The sequence below is a fragment of the Jatrophihabitans sp. genome (assembly GCF_051960575.1).
In the GTDB taxonomy this organism is placed as follows: Bacteria; Actinomycetota; Actinomycetes; order Mycobacteriales; family Jatrophihabitantaceae; genus JBQCEE01.
On the sequence record NZ_JBQCEE010000417.1, the window covers coordinates 1 to 13,563 of the forward strand.

The 13,563-nt window shown below is 73.1% G+C and carries 13 protein-coding genes and 1 pseudogene; 11 read left to right on the forward strand and 3 right to left on the reverse strand.

All coding sequences use genetic code 11. The features are described 5' to 3' along the window. From ACTHMS_RS23145 to ACTHMS_RS23170, 6 genes and pseudogenes are all read left to right on the forward strand, one after another. A pseudogene (locus tag ACTHMS_RS23145) lies at positions 1–110 on the forward strand (GntR family transcriptional regulator); the annotation flags it as partial. A gap of 52 nt (positions 111–162) precedes the next feature. Further along, on the forward strand, positions 163–1,533 hold the full coding sequence (locus ACTHMS_RS23150; RefSeq protein WP_440309013.1) for a glutamine synthetase family protein: 1,371 nt from the start codon (positions 163–165) through the stop codon (positions 1,531–1,533). Positions 1,534–1,537: 4 nt separating this feature from the next. Beyond that, positions 1,538–2,911, forward strand: a complete 1,374-nt coding sequence (locus tag ACTHMS_RS23155) for an aldehyde dehydrogenase family protein (RefSeq protein WP_440309014.1) — start codon at positions 1,538–1,540, stop codon at positions 2,909–2,911. Further along, positions 2,908–3,684, forward strand: a complete 777-nt coding sequence (locus ACTHMS_RS23160) for a 3-oxoacyl-ACP reductase (RefSeq protein ID WP_440309015.1) — start codon at positions 2,908–2,910, stop codon at positions 3,682–3,684. Before ACTHMS_RS23155 ends, ACTHMS_RS23160 begins: the two co-directional genes overlap by 4 nt. Before the next feature lie 81 nt (positions 3,685–3,765). Beyond that, positions 3,766–4,878: a WD40/YVTN/BNR-like repeat-containing protein gene (locus tag ACTHMS_RS23165; RefSeq protein ID WP_440309016.1), complete on the forward strand. Its 1,113-nt coding sequence runs from the start codon at positions 3,766–3,768 to the stop codon at positions 4,876–4,878. After that, complete coding sequence (locus ACTHMS_RS23170) at positions 4,875–5,165, forward strand: MoaD/ThiS family protein (protein WP_440309017.1); 291 nt, start codon at positions 4,875–4,877, stop codon at positions 5,163–5,165. The genes ACTHMS_RS23165 and ACTHMS_RS23170 overlap by 4 nt, the downstream gene beginning before the upstream one ends. Here ACTHMS_RS23170 and ACTHMS_RS23175 read toward each other — a convergent pair whose 3' ends face one another. Next, positions 5,166–5,693 (reverse strand): hypothetical protein, encoded by a 528-nt coding sequence (locus ACTHMS_RS23175; RefSeq protein WP_440309018.1) that lies wholly within the window; start codon positions 5,691–5,693, stop codon positions 5,166–5,168. Between the two features lie 110 nt (positions 5,694–5,803). Here ACTHMS_RS23175 and ACTHMS_RS23180 point away from each other — a divergent pair, with 110 nt between their 5' ends. The 5 genes from ACTHMS_RS23180 to ACTHMS_RS23200 all read left to right on the forward strand — a co-directional run bounded on the left by ACTHMS_RS23180 (position 5,804) and on the right by ACTHMS_RS23200 (position 11,947). Next, entirely contained in the window at positions 5,804–7,555 is a 1,752-nt protein-coding gene (locus tag ACTHMS_RS23180; protein WP_440309025.1) for a gamma-glutamyltransferase family protein, read from the forward strand. 80 nt (positions 7,556–7,635) lie between these two features. Beyond that, positions 7,636–8,922, forward strand: coding sequence for an alkaline phosphatase family protein (locus ACTHMS_RS23185; RefSeq protein ID WP_440309019.1), 1,287 nt, complete (start codon positions 7,636–7,638; stop codon positions 8,920–8,922). Positions 8,923–9,054: 132 nt separating this feature from the next. Further along, positions 9,055–10,329: a hypothetical protein gene (locus ACTHMS_RS23190; RefSeq protein ID WP_440309020.1), complete on the forward strand. Its 1,275-nt coding sequence runs from the start codon at positions 9,055–9,057 to the stop codon at positions 10,327–10,329. A gap of 29 nt (positions 10,330–10,358) precedes the next feature. Continuing rightward, entirely contained in the window at positions 10,359–11,249 is an 891-nt protein-coding gene (locus ACTHMS_RS23195; protein ID WP_440309021.1) for an Abi-alpha family protein, read from the forward strand. Beyond that, on the forward strand, positions 11,246–11,947 hold the full coding sequence (locus tag ACTHMS_RS23200) for an alpha/beta fold hydrolase (protein ID WP_440309022.1): 702 nt from the start codon (positions 11,246–11,248) through the stop codon (positions 11,945–11,947). The genes ACTHMS_RS23195 and ACTHMS_RS23200 overlap by 4 nt, the downstream gene beginning before the upstream one ends. Before the next feature lie 6 nt (positions 11,948–11,953). Here ACTHMS_RS23200 and ACTHMS_RS23205 read toward each other — a convergent pair whose 3' ends face one another. Together ACTHMS_RS23205 and yaaA are read right to left on the reverse strand one after the other, a co-directional pair. Continuing rightward, positions 11,954–12,592: a VOC family protein gene (locus ACTHMS_RS23205; RefSeq protein ID WP_440309023.1), complete on the reverse strand. Its 639-nt coding sequence runs from the start codon at positions 12,590–12,592 to the stop codon at positions 11,954–11,956. Positions 12,593–12,652: 60 nt separating this feature from the next. Continuing rightward, positions 12,653–13,423, reverse strand: a complete 771-nt coding sequence (gene yaaA / locus ACTHMS_RS23210; protein ID WP_440309024.1) for a peroxide stress protein YaaA — start codon at positions 13,421–13,423, stop codon at positions 12,653–12,655. Positions 13,424–13,563: the final 140 nt, after the last annotated feature.

The window sequence follows — 13,563 nt, forward strand, 5'->3', positions numbered from 1 at the left end:
ACGCGGCGATCGTCGAGGCGATCCTGGGCGGCCAGGTCGACCGCGCCCGCGTCGAGATGGAGGAGCACGTCGACGGCACCGCCGCATTGCTGCGCGGGTTCTTGAACTGAGTGTCGACCTGAAGGTACGGTCCCAACACCTTCTAGCGAGAGGCGCGTCGGCATGACCTCCGAGCCCCCCGCCGCACCGCTGACGCTCGACCAACTGCGGGCGGACATCACGGCCGGCCGCATCGACACCGTCGTGCTCGCCATGACCGACATCCAGGGCCGGCTGCAGGGCAAGCGGCTCGACGCCCACTACTTCCTGGACGAGGTCGTGAAGCACGGCAGCGAGGGGTGCAACTACCTGCTCGCCGTCGACGTCGAGATGAACACCGTGGGCGGCTATGCCATCTCGTCGTGGGAGCGCGGCTACGGCGACCTGGTGATGGTGCCCGACCTGTCGACGTTGCGGCGGCTGCCGTGGCAGGAGGGCACGGCGCTGCTGCTGAGCGACGTGCAGTGGCCCGACGGCACCGATGTCGCCGAGTCGCCGCGACAGATCCTGCGCCGCCAGCTCGACCGGCTGGCCGAGCACGGCTGGCAGGCGATGGTCGGCACCGAGCTCGAGTTCATCGTCTTCGAGGACACCTACGAACAGGCCTGGGACAAGGGCTACCGCGGCCTGACGCCGGCGAACCGCTACAACGTCGACTACTCGGTCGTCGGTACCGGACGCGTCGAGCCGCTGCTGCGCGCGCTGCGCCTCGGCATGAGCGGCGCAGGCCTGCAGGTCGAGTCGGCGAAGGGCGAGTGCAACCCGGGCCAGCACGAGATCGCCTTCCGGTACACCGACGCCCTCACGACGTGCGACAACCACGTCGTCTACAAGACCGGTGCCAAGGAGATCGCCGCCCATCGCGGCTGCTCGCTGACCTTCATGGCCAAGTACAACGAACGTGAAGGCAACTCGTGCCACATCCACCTGTCGCTGCGCACGCCCACCGGTGACCCGGTCTTCGCCGGCGACGGCCCGGGTGGGGTGTCGCCCGTCTACGAACACTTCGTCGCGGGCCAGCTCGCCGCGCTGCGCGAGCTGAGCTACTTCTTCGCGCCGAACATCAACTCGTACAAGCGGTTCCAGCCGAACACGTTCGCGCCGACCGCGGTGCTGTGGGGCTTCGACAACCGCACCTGCGCGATCCGCACCGTCGGGCACGGCCCGAGCCTGCGCTTCGAGAACCGGCTGCCCGGCGGCGACGTGAACCCGTACCTCGCCGTCGCGGCGATGATCGCCGCGGGCCTGCACGGCGTCGAGCACGAGCTGCCGCTCGAACCGGCCTTCGACGGCAACGGCTACGCCGCCGACGCCCCGCGCGTGCCGAGCCGGCTCACCGACGCGGCCGACCTGCTCGAGGCGAGCACCATCGCCCGCGCCGCGTTCGGCGACGCGGTGGTCGACCACTACGTCAACGCCGCCCGCGTGGAGGTGACCGCGTTCGACGCGGTGGTCACCGAGTGGGAGCGTGTGCGCAGCTTCGAGCGGATGTGAGCGTGTGACCAGCAGCTACGACGTCGTCAACCCGGCCTCCGAGGCCGTCGTCACCACCGTCGAGCTGGCCGACGCGGACGCCACCGACGCCGCCGTCGCCCGCTCACGCGCGGCCTTCGCGCAGTGGCGCGCGGTGGCGCCGGGCGACCGCGCCCGCCTGCTGCGACGCTTCGCAGAGGCCGTCGACGCCGACCTCGAACGGCTCGCCCGCATCGAGGTCGAGAACGCCGGGCACACCATCGGCAACGCGCGATGGGAGGCGGGCAACGTCCGCGACGTGCTCGCCTACTACGCGGGCGCGCCGGAGCGGCTGATCGGCCGGCAGATCCCCGTCGCCGACGGCATCGACGTCACCTTCCACGAGCCGCTCGGCGTGGTCGGGGCGATCGTGCCGTGGAACTTCCCCATGCCGATCGCGTCATGGGCGTTCGGCCCGGCGCTCGCCGCCGGCAACACGGTCGTGCTGAAGCCCGCCGAGTACACGCCGCTCAGCGCGCTGCGGCTCGCCGAACTCGCGCTGGAGGCGGGCCTGCCCGAGCACGTGCTGCAGGTGGTGCCCGGTGAGGGGAAGGTGGTGGGGCAGCGGCTCGTCGAGCACCCGGACGTCGCGAAGATCGTCTTCACCGGCTCGACCGCGGTGGGCAAGCAGGTGATGGCGGGCTGCGCGGCGCGGGTCAAGCCGGTCACCCTGGAACTCGGCGGCAAGAGCGCCAACGTCGTCTTCGCCGACGCCGACCTCGAGGCCGCGGCCGCCGCCGCGCCGTACGCCGTGTTCGACAACGCGGGGCAGGACTGCTGCGCGCGCTCGCGCATCCTGGTGCAGGGCTCGGCCTACGACCGGTTCATGGAGCTGTTCGAGGCCGCGGTGCAGCGCGTCGTCGTCACCGACCCGGCCGACGAGACGGCCGAGATGGGGCCGCTCATCAGCGCGACGCAGCGCGATCGGGTCGCCGCCTTCCTGCCCGACGACAGCGTCGTCGCCTTCCGCGGCTCGGCGCCTACCGGCCCGGGGTTCTGGTTCCCGCCGACGGTCGTCACGCCGCGCCGCGCCGACGACCCGCTGCTGCGGGACGAGATCTTCGGCCCGGTCGTCGCTGTCCTGCCGTTCGACGACGAGGCCGACGCCGTCCGGATCGCCAACGACAGCGACTTCGGGCTGTCCGGGTCGATCTGGACGCGGGACGTCGGCCGGGCCCTGCGGGTCAGCCGGGGGATCGAGGCGGGCAACCTGTCGGTCAACTCGAACTCGTCCGTGCGCTACTGGACACCGTTCGGCGGCTTCAAGTCCAGCGGCCTCGGCCGCGAGCTGGGCCCCGACGCGCCGCTCGCGTTCACCGAGACCAAGAACGTCTTCATCTCGACGAAGGAGCTGTCATGACCGCACCGACCGGACGCCTCGCCGGCAAGGTCGCCGTGATCACCGGCGCCGCCAGCGGCATCGGTCTCGCCACCGCCCGCCGCTTCGCCCGCGAGGGCGCCGTGGTCGTCTGCGCCGACGTCGACGCCGAGGCCGGCGAGAAGGCGGCGGCCGAGGTCGGCGGGTCGTTCGTCGCGCTCGACGTCACCGACGAGCAGCAGGTGCAGGCGGCCTTCCAGCAGACCGTCGACCAGTACGGCCGGCTCGACATCGCCTTCAACAACGCCGGCATCTCGCCGCCCGACGACGACTCGATCCTCGACACCGGTCTCGACGCCTGGCGCCGCGTGCAGGAGGTCAACCTCACCTCGGTCTACCTGTGCTGCAAGTACGCGATCGGGCACATGCGCGCGGGCGGCGGCGGATCGATCATCAACACCGCGTCCTTCGTGGCCGTCATGGGCTCAGCCACCTCGCAGATCAGCTACACCGCCAGCAAGGGCGGCGTGCTCGCGATGAGTCGCGAGCTCGGCGTGCAGTTCGCCCGCGACGGTGTTCGGGTGAACGCGCTCTGCCCCGGGCCGGTGAACACCCCGCTGCTGCAGGAGCTGTTCGCGAAGGACCCCGAACGTGCGGCGCGCCGGCTCGTCCACATCCCGATGGGCCGCTTCGCCGAGGCCGACGAGATCGCGTCCGCGGTGACGTTCCTGGCCAGCGACGACGCGTCGTTCATCACCGCGTCCACGTTCCTGGTCGACGGCGGCATCAGCGGCGCGTACGTCACGCCGCTGTAGGGGCGATCGCAGTTCGATCTTCCCTCCGCGGTCGTGCGCGGGCACGATGGGGCACCACGACCGACCGGACAGGGGATCGCGATGGCTGGGGTACGGCTGCTCGTCGGCACGCGCAAGGGTGCGTTCGTGCTCACCTCGGACGAGGCACGGCAGCACTGGGACGTCCAGGGCCCGCACTTCGCGGGCTGGGAGGCCTACCACGTCGCGGGGTCGCCGGCCGATCCGGACCGCGTCTGGGCCGCGCCGAGCAGCGGCTGGTTCGGGCAGGTGATCCAGCGCTCGGACGACGGCGGCCGCACCTGGGACGCGGTCGGCAACGACTTCCGCTACGCGACCGAGGCAGGGCAGCACCAGTGGTACGACGGCACGCTGCGGCCCTGGGAGTTCAGCCGGGTGTGGCACCTCGAGCCGTCGGCGACCGACCCCGACCTGCTCTACGCCGGGGTGCAGGACGCCGCCCTGTTCCGCAGCGCCGACGGCGGCGCGTCGTGGCAGGAGCTCACGGCGCTGCGGGAGCACGAGTCGGGGCCGCAGTGGCAGCCGGGCGCGGGTGGCATGTGCCTGCACACGGTGCTGCTCGACCCGACGCGTCCCGACCGCATCACCGTCGCCATCTCGGCGGCCGGCGTCTTCCGCAGCGACGACGCCGGGCAGAGCTGGCGCCCGATCAACGGCGGCCTGCTGTCCGACGGCATCCCCGCACCGGCGGCGTCGGTCGGCCACTGCGTGCACGACCTCGCGATGCACCCGAGTCGTCCGGACACCCTCTTCATGCAGAAGCACTGGGACGTCATGCGCTCGGACGACGGCGGCGAGCACTGGACGGAGATCAGCGGCAACCTGCCCAGCGACTTCGGGTTCCCGATCGCCGTGCACGCGCACGAGCCGGAGACCGTCTACGTCGTGCCGATCACGAGCGACGGCCACCACTTCCCGCCCGAGGGGAAGCTGCGCGTGTACCGCAGCCGCACCGGCGGCGACGAGTGGGAGCCGCTCACCGCCGGGCTGCCGCAGGAGCACTGCTACGTCGACGTGCTGCGTGACGCGATGGCCGTCGACGCGCTCGACTCGTGCGGCGTCTACGTCGGGACGACCGGCGGCCAGGTCTACGGCTCGGCCGACTCGGGCGACACGTGGCAGGCGATCGTGCGTGACCTGCCGCCGGTGCTGTCGGTCGAGGCGCAGACGCTGTGATCCGGGTGGTGCTGCCGGCACCGCTGCGCCAGCTGGCACGCTGTGACCGCGAGGTGCAGCTCGACGCCGAGCCCACCCAGCGCGCCGTCATCGACGCGATCGAGCAGCGCTGGCCGGCGCTGCGCGGCACGCTGCGTGAGCCGGGCTCCGACCGTCGGCGGGCCTTCGTGCGGTTCTTCGCCTGCGGCGAGGACCTCTCGCACGAGGCGCCGGACGCGCCGCTGCCGGAGGCGGTGGCCACCGGACAGGAGCCCTACCTCATCGTCGGAGCGATGGCCGGCGGCTGATCAGCGGGCCGGGCGGTCGACCGCCGCGACCACGCCGGCGTACACCGCGTGCTGGACGAACGAGCTGACCAGCACCGACCGACGCCAGGCCCACGGCGGGGGCGTGCCGCCGAGCGTCGGGAACAGCGTCAGTGCCATCGCCTGGCACGCCGCGTAGAAGGCGAGGTCGCCGCGCCGCTCGCCGCCGGCCAGACGCTGCGCCGCCGGGTGGCCCAGCGCGACGGCCGAGCCGTACCCCCAGTGGACGAGCAGGAACAGGGCCTGCCGTCCGGCGGGCGTGCGCGGCATGCGGTGCAGCACCGCGGCGGCGGCCTGCACGACGTGCGGGCTGGCGTCGTAGTCGACGACGCCGGTGAAGCCGGGGGAGAGCCGGCGCCGCGCGGCCTGCTCCGCCCAGAGCGTCGCGGTCATGACCGCCGTGCCGGCCACACCCGCTGCGAGTGGGCGGACGAGCGGCCGCAGTCGCCGGGGCGAGCGCTGCTCGAGGGCGGCGACGGCGCGGTCACGCAGGGCGGCGGGGTTCGGCACGACCAGCGATGTACCCGCCGGGGGAGGCGGCCCGGCGGACATGCGTGACGGAACACGTCGGGTACGCATGAGGGGTGCAGACGCGTCCCGAACTGACCGGTGACTTCGGCATGGTCGCCTCCACCCACTGGCTCGCCTCGGCGGTGGGCGTGGCCGTGCTCGAGCGGGGCGGCAACGCCTTCGACGCCGCCGCGGCCGCCGGGTTCACGCTGCAGGTCGTCGAGCCGCACCTCAACGGGCCGGGCGGCGAGGTGCCGATGCTCGTGAGCGCCGCGGGCAGCGACGACGTCGTCGTGGTGGCGGGGCAGGGGCCGGCGCCGCGCGGCGCCACGATCGAGCACTACCGGGCCGAGGGTCTCGATCTCGTGCCCGGCACCGGGCACCTCGCCGCCTGCGTCCCGGCCGCCTTCGACGCGTGGGTGACCCTGCTCGATCGGTTCGGCACGTGGCCGCTGGCCGACGTGCTCGACCCGGCCATCGGCTACGCCGAGCGGGGCTTCCCGGTGCTGCCTGCGATCAGCCGCACGATCGCCACCGTCGAGCGGCTGTTCACCGACCACTGGCCGACGTCCGCGGCCACCTGGCTGCCCGGTGGCGCGGTGCCCGCGCCCGGCACGCGACTGCGGAACCCGGCCCTCGCCGGGACCTACCGCCGGCTGGCCGCGATCGCCTCGGCCGCGCCGGACCGTTCGGCGGGGCTGCAGGCCGCGCGCGACGCCTTCCACCGCGGCTTCGTCGCCGAGGCCGTCGACGCGTTCGTGCGTACTCCGGTGCTCGACACGAGCGGGACGCCGCACGCCGGGGTGCTGACCGCCGACGACCTCGCTGCCTGGACGACACCGCTCGAGGCGCCGGCCACGTTCGACTTCGGCTCGTGCCGCGTCTGCAAGACGCCGCCGTGGGGCCAGGGCCCGGTGCTGCTGCAGCAGTTGGCACTGCTCGACGGCCTGGACTGGCGTGACACCGCGCCGCACGACCCGCAGTTCGTGCACACCGTGGTCGAGGCGTCCAAGCTCGCGTTCGCCGATCGCGAGGCGTTCTACGGCGACGTGCCCGACGTGCCGCTCGCCGACCTGCTCGACCCGGGCTACAACGCCGACCGGCGCCGGCTCGTCACCGACACCGCCAGCGGCGAGCTGCGCCCCGGCGCCCCGGCCGGCCGCGTGCCACGCCTGCCGCGTCCGGTCGCAGGCGCCGCCGCGGCGGGCGTCGGCGAGCCGACGCTCGCGAGCGCGGACACGGGCGTCGAGCCCGCCGTCGACGCCAGGGGCGCGACCCGCGGCGACACGTGCCACCTCGACGTCGTCGACCGCTTCGGCAACATGGTGTCGGCGACGCCCAGCGGCGGGTGGCTGCAGAGCGCGCCGGTGATCCCGGGGCTCGGGTTCGCACTCGGCACGCGTGCGCAGATGTTCTGGCTGGAACCGGGCCTGCCGAACTCGCTGGCCCCGGGCAAGCGTCCACGCACCACGCTCTCGCCGTCACTGGCCCTGCGCGACGGCGTGCCGTGGCTCGCCTTCGGCACGCCGGGCGGCGACCAGCAGGACCAGTGGCAGCTGCCGTTCTTCCTGTTCCACACCGTCTTCGGGATGAACCTGCAGCAGGCCATCGAAGCCCCGACCTGGCACAGCACGCACTTCCCGTCGTCGTTCTACCCGCGCGACGCCGAACCGCGGGGCCTGGTGGTCGAGGCGCGGGTCGGCGCGTCGACCGTCGCCGACCTCCGGCGCCGGGGACACCTGGTCACCGAGGTGGACGGCTGGTCGCTCGGGCGGCTCTCGGCGGTGAGCCGGGGCGCCGACGGGTTCCTGCGCGCCGCCGCCAACCCGCGCGGCGCCCAGGGGTACGCGGCCGGTCGCTGAGACGACGGCGTCGCCCACGGCGTTCCAACAGTCGGGCGCACCTACGGTCGCCCCGTCAGGTGAACGCCCGAGGAGGCCGCATGTCCTTGTCCCGTCGGGCGTTCCTGCTGGGCGCCGCGGGCCTGCTCGGCGGCGCCGCCGTGCCCGGGTTCGACCTGGCCCAGGACGGGACCCAGGCGACCGCTGCCTCGAGCCTGCCGCCGCCCGACGACAGCGGCATCGACCAGATCGTGGTCGTCATGATGGAGAACCGCTCGTTCGACCACCTGCTCGGCTGGCTGCCCGGTGCAGACGGACGCCAGGCAGGGCTCACCTACCTCGACCGACTCGGGCGGCCGCACCGGACGTTCCACCAGACCCGGGACGCCGGCTGCGGGTTCCACGATCCCGACCACAGCTGGGCCGGTGCCCGCATCGAGTTCGACGGCGGCCGCTGCGACGGGTGGCTGCGCGCAGGTGCGAACGACGAGTACGCGATCGGGTACTTCACCGGTGCCGACCTGCCGTTCCTCGGCCGGGCGGCCCCGGCGTTCACCGTCTGCGACCGCTGGTTCGCCGCGACCATGTCCTGCACCTACCCGAACCGCATCTACACCCACGCCGGCCGCACCGACCGCATCCGCAACTCGCTGGCGCCGGTCGCCCTCCCGACCATCTGGGACCGCCTCGCCGCCGCCGGCGTCCCCGCCCGCTACTACTACAGCGACGTCCCGTTCCTGGCGCTGTGGCGCGACACCTACCTGCACCTCGGGCACCCGGTGACCGACTTCTGGGCCGACGCCGCGGCCGGACGGCTCCCGGCGGTGTCCTACGTCGAGCCCCGCTTCGTGGACGGCACCGACGGCACGTCCGGTGACGACCACCCCCACTCGGACATCCGTGCCGGGGAGCGGTTCCTGGCGCAGGTGTACGACGCCGTCACCCGCAGCCCGCAGTGGCCGACCACGCTGCTCGTGATCGTGTTCGACGAGTGGGGTGGCTTCTTCGAGCACGTACCACCGGCCACCGCCCCGGACGTCTCGCCCGTGACGGCCCTGCGGGGGTTCCGCGTCCCCGCCCTCCTCATCTCGCCGAGGGCGCGGCGCGGGCACGTCGACCACTTCGTGTACGACCACACCTCGCTGCTGCGCGCGATCGAGTGGCGGTGGGGGCTGGCGCCGCTCGCGGAGCGCGATCGTCACGCGACCAATCTGTTCCACGCGCTCGACCTGAGGGCTCCGGCCGTCCTCGCGGCGCCGCGCATCGACGTCCCTGCCTTCGTCGACACCGGCTGTGCCGAGCCGGTCGCCGCCCGACCGCCCCGTGGTGACTGGACCGGCCTGCGCGACCTCGCGCTCGCGACGGGGTGGCCCGTGCCGTCGCCGTGACACCCCGGCGACGCGCACGGAACGTCGCGGCGGCGCTGTGGCGACCGTTGCAGCGTGCTCGACGGGCACCCCGGGGGTCCGACCGCTAACCTGTGACGGCTGCACACAGGCACACGAGGGCGGAGGCTCCGGTTGGACCACAAGACGCTGGTCGACCTCATCAGCATCCCGCTCTTCACCGGCGTCATCGGCTACATCACCAACTGGACCGGCGTGCTGATGCTGTTCAAGCCGCTGAAGTTCTACGGCTTCCGCATCCCGGGTCTCAGACTGCTGTTCCCGTACCTGCCCCGCCGCGTGCAGATCCTGCCGCTGCTGCAGCACGACGGCCGCGTCGGGTGGCAGGGCATCGTGCCGTCACGCGCCGACAAGATGGCCAGCATCGCCGTCGACAAGGGGCTCGCCAAGCTCGGCAGCATCAGCGACTTCTACCGCGAGCTCGAACCGGACAAGCTGGCCGAGCACCTGGCCGCCATCGCCCAGGCCGAGATCCGCGACGTGGTCGAGACGATCATGCTCAAGGAGAACCCGCAGCTCTGGAACGACCTGCCGCCGGTGATCAAGGAGGCGGTGTTCGCGCGGGTGCGGTCACAGCTGCCGTCCATCGTCCGGCACATCACCGACGAGATCGGGCAGAACGTCGACCAGCTCATCGACGCCAAGCTGATGGTGATCGACTACTTCGTGCAGCACCCGCAACTGCTGAACGAGTTGTTCCTGATCATGGGCCGCAAGGAGCTGCGGTTCATGCAGAACTTCGGCTTCTACTTCGGCGTGCCGATGGGCTTCGTCCTGTTCGGCATCCTGCAGGTCGCGCCCTACTGGTGGATCCTGCCGATCGGCGGTGTGGTCATCGGCTGGGTCGTGAACTGGGTCGGCATCGAGATGATCTTCGAGCCGGTGCACCCGAAGAAGTGGGTGCCATGGCGGCAGGGGCTGCTCATCAAGCGGCAGTCGGAGGTCACCGAGATGTACTCGCAGATGGTCGCCGACAAGGTGATCACGCTGCAGAACATCGGCAACGAGCTCATGAACGGACGCCGTAGCGACCGCACCATGCAGCTGCTCGAGGACTCGCTGCGCCCGGCCGTCGACCGCGCCGTCGGTCCCGCACGTGCGGCCGTGCGGCTGGCGATCGGTTCGAAGGAGTACGACGCGATCCGCACGTCACTGGCGACCGAGGCCACCGGCTTCGCGCCGATCGCGTTCAACGACGCCGAGTTCAGCAAGCGTCAGTCGAGCAAGATCTACCGCTTCATCTCGACCCAGATGCGGGCGATGGGGCCGGACGACTTCGTCGAGATGCTGCGTTCGGCCATCAAGCAGGACGAGTGGCTGCTGTTCTTCCACGGCGGGGCGCTGGGCCTGTTCGCGGGCCTGCTGCACCTCGCTATCTTCGGAGTCTGACCCGCATGGCGTCAGGGAACGGGATCGGTATGAGCGAGCAGGACGGCACGGGTGCCGAGCGCGCCACCCCGTCGCCCGCCCTGCCGGTGCCCTTCACCCCACCCGTGCCGCCGGCGATCGGCGTGCTGAAGGCCGTGCCCGGGCTCGCCCGCGTCGCCACCGTCTCGGCCTGGAACGCGCTGAGCTGGTCGGTGCAGGCCACCCGGTCGAGCGCGAACTACATCGCCAAGCGCGCCGTCGAGGGCGAGCCGCCGGCGGCGATCGTGCAGGAGGCCGCCAACGACCTGCGCAACTACGCGGTGCGGGCGCTCGGCCTCGACGTCAGCAGCGCGCCGGCGCCGGCCGAGCGCGCCCGCACGGTCGAGTCGACCAACGAGCTGATGCGCCGCGGCGAGGAGCTGCTGCGCCGCTCGAACGACGTGCACGTCAGCGAGGACACCCATCCCGCCTTCGCGCGCATCCTGACCGAGATCACCCCGGACGAGGCGCGCATCCTGCGCGTCCTCTACCTCGACGGCCCGCAGCCGTCGCTCGACGTGCGCACGTTCCGCCCGCTGGGCATCGGCAGCGAGCTGGTCGCCGCCGGGCTGAACATGATCGCCGAGCACGCCGGGTGCCGGTACGTCGACCGCATCGACCCCTACCTGACCAACCTCGCCCGGCTGGGGCTCATCGACTTCAGCAAGGAGATGGTCGAGAACCCGCAGCGCTACCAGGTGATCGAGGCCCAGCCCAAGACGGCGGAGGCGATCAAGCGGGCCGGGCGATCGGCGAAGCTGGTGCAGCGCAGCGTGCGGCTGACCAGCTTCGGCGTCGAGTTCGTGCGCATCTGCCTGCCGGTGCAGACCCGGCACCTGCCCGAGCGGGTCGCGCGGGCGGCCGCCGAGATCGCCGCCGAGGCCGACCGCAAGCAGCAGTGACCGGGCCGCTGCGCGCCGTGCTGGTGCACGGCCTCTGGGGCGGTGCCTGGGTGTGGGACGCCGTGCGCGAACGGCTGTCGGCGGCCGGCGTCGCGTCCAGTGCGGTCGACCTGCCGCTCACCACCCTCGCCGACGACGTCGCCTCCGTGCGACGGCTGCTGGACGAGGTCACCGACGACGTGCTGCTCGTCGGCCACTCGTACGGCGGTGCGGTCGTCACGGCGGCCGGCGAGCACCCGAGGGTGCGACGCCTGCTCTACGTCGCCTCGTTCCCCCTGGACGCGGGGGAGAGCATCGCCCGCAACTGCGCCGGCCACGACCTCCCGGCGTCGCCGCTCGACCTGGCGATGCGCGGCATGGTGCGCGGCGACGCCGTGGTGCCCGACCCCGCGGTGGTGCGGCCGCTGCTGTTCGGCCCGGACGTGCCGGACGCGGTGGCCGACGCGGCGATCGCCCGGCTGCGTCCGTCGGCGACCGCGCTGTTCCGGGGCACGCCCGACGCCGTCGCCTGGCGCAGCCGACCGGCGAGCTACGTCGTGTGCACCGACGACCAGGTGGTGCACCCCGAGCGGCAGCGGGTGCTCGCGGCGCGCACGGGCGAGGTCGTCGAGTGGGCGTCCGACCACAGCCCCGAGACGAGCCGTCCCGACCGGCTCGCCACCCTGGTCGCCGACCTGGCGACCCTCAACGCGCGTTGAGCGTGGTCAGAAGATGTCGACGGGGCCGCGGCGGGTCTCGAAGGTGACCCGCATGAGCCCGGTCTCGTCCTCGGTCGCGGACCAGCCCAGCTGCACGCCCCCGACCGGCAGCCGGGTCGACACGCCGAGGTAGGTGTCGACGGTGGCCTCGTCGCCGGCGAACTCGAGCCGGCTCACCCGCACGGCCGACCCCGGCACCGACGGGTGGTCGGCCGGGTCGCTCGACCAGCTGATGAAGTACGGCAGCTGGGGGTCGTCGGTCGTGTCGTTGATGCCGATCTGCCACCACCGCAGGTCGACCCCGTCGGGTCGGCGGCGGTGTCCGGGCACGGCGGCGCGGTGCAGCCGACGCTCGATCGGGGCGAGGTCGTCGACCTGCAGCACCCACGCGAGCCAGCCGCCGCCCGCCGCGGTCTTGTCGCGCACCAGGCGGCCGAACGGCGCCCGGTCGACGGCCGGGTGGTCGAGCGCCTCGACGACCTCGAGGTAGCAGCCGTCGGCCAGCGGCAGGACGAAGTTGCGGGTGCCGAAGCTGGGGTGCACGCCGCCGTCGGTGAACGCGGCGCCGAGCTTCGCACCGATGCGCTGCACGCACGCGGCCAGCCCGTCCTGGCCGGCGGCGTAGGACAGGTGATCCAGGCGCATGGCGACCATGGTGACGGGCGTCGCGCTGCCGGGTTCGGGCGGGGTAGCCCCGAGGCACGGTCAGGCGTCGGTGCGGATGGTGACGCGGTGCCCGTCGACCTCGGCGACGTTGCCCGTCGTCGCTCGCCAGGCCCCGGCGACGTCGTCGGCGCCGCCGACCCGGCCGCCGTCGGCGACGTGGCACAGCAGCGCCGCTGCGAGCCGGCCCTTGGCGAACTTGCTGTTGTAGCTGACGACGCCGAGGCCGCCCGACGGCAGGCGCGAGACGGCCCGCACCGTCACGACCCGGTCGGCCCGCCCCGGCCGCCACATGGCCGCGTAGTCGGTCGACCGGAGGTCGACGAGCAGGTCGCCGCCGAGCAGGTCGCGCGCGAGCGGCGTGAGCACCCGACGCCAGAAGGTCGCCAGGCCGCCGACCCCGGCCAGCACGGCCGCAGCCGGGACGCGGTAGTCGGGCACCGGTTCGTCGCCCCGGACGACGCCGAACAGCCCGGAGAAGACGTGCACGCTGCGGCCCGCGAGCCGCTGCGCGGCCGCGGGCAACGCGTCGACGCCGAGCCCGTCGTAGACGACGCCGCGATAGCGCTGCAGCGCCGGACGCGTGGGTGCGGTGAGCACCGCCGCGTCGGCGGCCAGCGCCGCGTCGCGCACCGACGGCGGCAGCAGCAACGCCGCGGCCGCCTTCTCGGCGTCGCCCGAGACCAGCCCGGTCAGGGCGCCGACCACCTCGGCACGGGCGTCGCCGAGCAGGGGGTGGGCGGGCCGTGCGGCCAGCGGGCGGCCGCGCCCGCCGACGGCCTTGCCCTCGCTCGGCGGCAGCAGGATGCGCATCAGGCGGGCCGCCCGGTGCGCCGCGCCAGCCCGATGCGGTCGCGCAGGGCCGGCCAGCTCTGGGCGAAGGCTGGGTGCAGCGGCAACGCGTCGACGGCGTCGAGATCCCACCAGCGCACGTCGGCACCCTCACCGTTGTC

Coding starts and splice junctions, on each gene's coding strand:
- ACTHMS_RS23150 (WP_440309013.1), top strand. CDS start 163: ATGACCTCCGAGCCCCCCGCCGCACCGCTGACGCTCGACCAACTGCGG.
- ACTHMS_RS23160 (WP_440309015.1), top strand. CDS start 2,908: ATGACCGCACCGACCGGACGCCTCGCCGGCAAGGTCGCCGTGATCACC.
- ACTHMS_RS23165 (WP_440309016.1), top strand. CDS start 3,766: ATGGCTGGGGTACGGCTGCTCGTCGGCACGCGCAAGGGTGCGTTCGTG.
- ACTHMS_RS23180 (WP_440309025.1), top strand. CDS start 5,804: ATGGTCGCCTCCACCCACTGGCTCGCCTCGGCGGTGGGCGTGGCCGTG.
- ACTHMS_RS23185 (WP_440309019.1), top strand. CDS start 7,636: ATGTCCTTGTCCCGTCGGGCGTTCCTGCTGGGCGCCGCGGGCCTGCTC.
- ACTHMS_RS23195 (WP_440309021.1), top strand. CDS start 10,359: ATGAGCGAGCAGGACGGCACGGGTGCCGAGCGCGCCACCCCGTCGCCC.
- ACTHMS_RS23205 (WP_440309023.1), bottom strand. CDS start 12,592: ATGCGCCTGGATCACCTGTCCTACGCCGCCGGCCAGGACGGGCTGGCC.
- yaaA (WP_440309024.1), bottom strand. CDS start 13,423: ATGCGCATCCTGCTGCCGCCGAGCGAGGGCAAGGCCGTCGGCGGGCGC.